The following is a 3732-nucleotide window of genomic DNA, read 5'->3' as shown; positions in this document are numbered from 1 at the left end:
GACCTTCGATCCGGACGGTATCGAGGCAGAAGACTCCTGGCTCGCTCCGAAGTCCTGATCGCAGCCGCTGCAGCCACTGCGCCCGCCCACGAGGTGAGGCGCGGTGGTTTGATGTTGCGCCGACTGGTTGCCGTGCTACACTTCGCCGCGTTATCGACGGGAGGGGCGATGGCTGAATCAAAAGAACTATTATTGCAGCTGCACAACGATGTGGCTGAGCTGGACCGGCTGGCCGAAGCGGTCGACGAGTTTTGCGCCGCCTGCGCGCTACCGGGGAAGCTCGCCTTCGAACTCAATCTGGTCCTGGAAGAAGTGGTGGTCAACGTGATCAACTACGCATTCCCCGACGGCGGCGCTGACGAGCCAATCCATGTCCGCGTTGTACTTGAGACCAACAGTGACGAGGGTAGGGCAGTGCGAGTGGTAGCCGAGGTGAGGGATACGGGTACCGCTTTCGATCCGCTGTTGGGCGGTCCGCCCGATTTCGTCCTGGATCTCGACAAGCGCCCGGTCGGCGGGCTCGGCGTCCACTTTCTCAAGACCCTCATGGATGAGGTGTCCTATCGTCGCACCGAGCGTCACAATTGCCTGTGGTTCGCCAAGCATGTCGCTGGCGACTAAGGGACTTTGAGCATTCCATTTTCTGACTGCCCCTGGGCTGCGCCCATGGCCGCACATCGACTTGCCTCATCGTAGATCATCATGAACATTACCTTTGAAAAGAGCGCCGAGATCCTGCTGGTTTCGCTGGAGGGGCGCATCAGCAGCGTCAATGCAGGACAGGCCGAGGCTGACCTCATGGCGCAGGTGGCACGTGGCGAGTCCGACATGCTGCTCGACATGAGCCGACTCGATTACATCTCCAGCGCCGGCCTGCGGGTCGTATTGCTGCTGGCCAAGAAACTCAAGCAGTCCGGTGGCGTGCTGGTATTGCACGGCATGCAACCGCAGATCCGGGAAGTGTTCGACATCAGCGGCTTTCTCAACATTCTGACCGTCACAGACACGCGCGAACAGGCGCTCGTCCATTTCTCCCATCTCGGCTGAGCCGGGAGGGATCGGCTCGCGCAGCACCAGGCGGGTGCGGTCGCAGGCCTTGCGGCTGCTGCGTCTCATGGCAGGCGAGTGCAGCGGTCGGGTTTCAATTGAAACACTGATGGGTATTTTTGTTTGTTTTTCTCGCATAGCTTTGTCTTGCTATCTGCGAGACTCTGAAGGTTATGGGGTGTCAGGAATCTCCAGGCCCATTCCGCTCGTCTCATGCACATTGTGCTGCCTTACTCAGGAGAAAAATCATGGCAGATGGATCAGTAGCGCCGAAGGAACGTGTCAATATCGTCTATCGTCCTGCAACGGGCGACGCCAAGTCAGAAGTCGAACTGCCGCTGAAATTGCTCGTCGTGGGCGATTACACACTGCGCAACGACGACACCCCGATCGAAGAAATGAAACCGGTCAACATCGACAAGGACAACTTCAATGACGTGCTCAAGGCACAGAAGCTCTCCCTGGACCTGACCGTCCCCAACAAGCTCGATGACAAGGCCGACCCGGACGCCGTCCTGGCCATGAACATGAGCTTCGAGCACATCAACGATTTCACGCCCGACGCCATCGTCGACAAGGTGCCCGAGCTGCGCCAGATGATCGCGCTGCGGGACGCGCTGAAAGCCTTGAAGGGACCGTTGGGCAACATCCCCGACTTCCGCAAGAAGGTGCAGGAGCTGATCGAGGATGAGGGCGTGCGCGCTCGCCTTCTCTCCGAGCTGGGCATCGAAGAAAAGTAATCGGGGAACCGGGAATTTCAGGGAGAGAACATGAGTGAAGAACAAAAGCAGTCCGCCCCCCAGGCGGCCGAAGCGCAAGCCAGCGATTCCTTGCTGGACCAACTGATAGAGTCGGCCCGCATCAAGCCGGGCGACGATGCCTATTCGATCACCAAGCAGGGTATTCAGGCCTTCATTTCGCAATTGCTGGAACCGCAGAATGCGGTCGAACGGATCACCCAGGCCACCGTGGACAGCATGATTGCCGATCTGGACAAGAAGCTTTGTGCCCAGGTCGACGCCATCCTGCATCACGAGAATTTCCAGAAACTGGAATCGGCATGGCGCTCGCTGAAGTTCCTGGTGGATCGCACCAACTTCCGCGAGAACGTCAAGATCCAGATCATGTCCGTGAGCAAGGACAAACTGCTGGAAGACTTCGAGGACTCGGCCGACATCACCAAGTCCGGCCTGTACAAGAACATGTACACGGCAGAATACGGCCAGTTCGGCGGCCAGCCATTCGGCGCCATCGTGGCCAACTATGAATTCGGCCCCGGCGGGCAGGACATCAAGCTGCTGCAATATGCAGCCAGCGTCTCAGCGATGAGCCATGCGCCCTTCATCGCTGCGACCGCACCGCAGTTCTTCGGCGTGGACAGCTATGACCAGCTGCCCAACCTGAAGGATCTGTCCTCAATCTTCGAGGGCCCTCAATTCGTAAAGTGGAATGCCTTCCGCGAGAGCGAGGATGCGCGCTACATCGGCTTGACCCTGCCGCACTTCCTGCTGCGCGTGCCTTACGGCACCGATACCGTGCCGGCCAAGAAATTCAATTACACGGAAGACGTCTCCGGTGGCAACAAGCAGTTCCTCTGGGGTAACGCGGCTTTCGCGTTTGCTACCCGCCTGACCGCCAGCTTCGCAGATTACCGCTGGTGCGCCAACGTCATCGGCCCGCAGGGTGGTGGTACCGTGGGTGACCTGCCGGTTTACACCTACGAGTCGATGGGCGAGCTGCAGAACAAGATTCCGACGGAGGTTCTGATTTCGGAACGCCGCGAGTTCGAACTGGCCGAGCAGGGCTTCATGGCCTTGACCATGCGCAAGAACAGCGACAATGCCGCCTTCTTCTCGGCCAACTCGGCGCAGAAGCCGAAGTTCTTCGGCAACACCAAGGAAGGCAAGGAAGCCGAGCTGAATTACAAGCTCAGCACCCAGTTGCCCTACATGTTCGTGGTGAGCCGCCTGGCGCACTACATCAAGGTGATCCAACGCGAGAATATCGGTACCTGGAAGGAACGCGGCGACCTGGAAAGCGAACTCAACAACTGGATCCGCCAATACGTGGCCGACATGGACAATCCGGCTGAAGGTGTGCGCAGCCGCCGTCCGCTGCGCCAGGCCGAGATCGTGGTGGCTGACGTCGAAGGTGATCCGGGCTGGTACAAGGTGGATTTGAAGGTGCGACCGCACTTCAAGTACATGGGTGCCTCGTTCACGCTGTCACTGGTGGGCAAGCTGGACAAGAAATAAACGGCAGGACACGGCTGTGGTGCGAAGCGGAACGGGGGCGCGCCGCAGCCGACAGCATCATCCTTGGGCGAAAAGGGGAATCGCCACACCCACAGCGGTCGTACATGATCGCCGTGCTCTTCCGCCCGCAGGCGAAGCTACTCTCCCGGTTTCAGTTGTAACGCAGGCGCCGCCCTTTGACACCGGGGCGTAACGCAATGCGACCAGAATACGTTGCATGCACAGAACACACAGGAAGCGCAATGTACTGGGCACCGCACCGGGGAAACCCCGGTCGCAATGACAAGGGAGGCGACCAAGGCTAACTGCCCGGGCCGTCCACGCGAATGACGTGAAGCAACTACCACTAGAAAAGGAAACCATCATGCCGATGCCATGCTACCTGATCCTCGAAGGCCAGAACCAAGGCAAGATCGAAGGCTCGACCAAA

General features: G+C 59.0%; 4 protein-coding genes. All 4 read left to right on the top strand.

Annotated features, from left to right (window positions below; genetic code table 11):
- Window positions 1-621, top strand: a 621-nt coding sequence (locus B3873_RS18575; RefSeq protein ID WP_286868042.1) for an ATP-binding protein, incomplete at its 5' end; no start/stop codon positions are given.
- An 81-nt stretch (window positions 622-702) separates the two neighbouring features.
- On the top strand, window positions 703-1047 hold the full coding sequence (locus tag B3873_RS18570) for an STAS domain-containing protein (protein WP_039787843.1): 345 nt from the start codon (window positions 703-705) through the stop codon (window positions 1045-1047).
- 245 nt (window positions 1048-1292) lie between these two features.
- Entirely contained in the window at window positions 1293-1787 is a 495-nt protein-coding gene (gene tssB, locus B3873_RS18565; RefSeq protein ID WP_085946189.1) for a type VI secretion system contractile sheath small subunit, read from the top strand.
- Between the two features lie 30 nt (window positions 1788-1817).
- Window positions 1818-3302 (top strand): type VI secretion system contractile sheath large subunit, encoded by a 1485-nt coding sequence (gene tssC, locus B3873_RS18560; protein WP_034331635.1) that lies wholly within the window; start codon window positions 1818-1820, stop codon window positions 3300-3302.
- Window positions 3303-3732: the final 430 nt, after the last annotated feature.

The organism is Herbaspirillum sp. UBA812, from assembly GCF_002296545.1.
GTDB lineage: Bacteria > Pseudomonadota > Gammaproteobacteria > Burkholderiales > Burkholderiaceae_D > Herbaspirillum > Herbaspirillum huttiense.
This window is presented reverse-complemented; position numbering and strand designations above follow the sequence as displayed.

Bases quoted from the DNA above. Each gene is read 5' to 3' on its own strand.
- tssC (WP_034331635.1), top strand. From the start codon at position 1,818: ATGAGTGAAGAACAAAAGCAGTCCGCCCCCCAGGCGGCCGAAGCGCAA.
- B3873_RS18570 (WP_039787843.1), top strand. From the start codon at position 703: ATGAACATTACCTTTGAAAAGAGCGCCGAGATCCTGCTGGTTTCGCTG.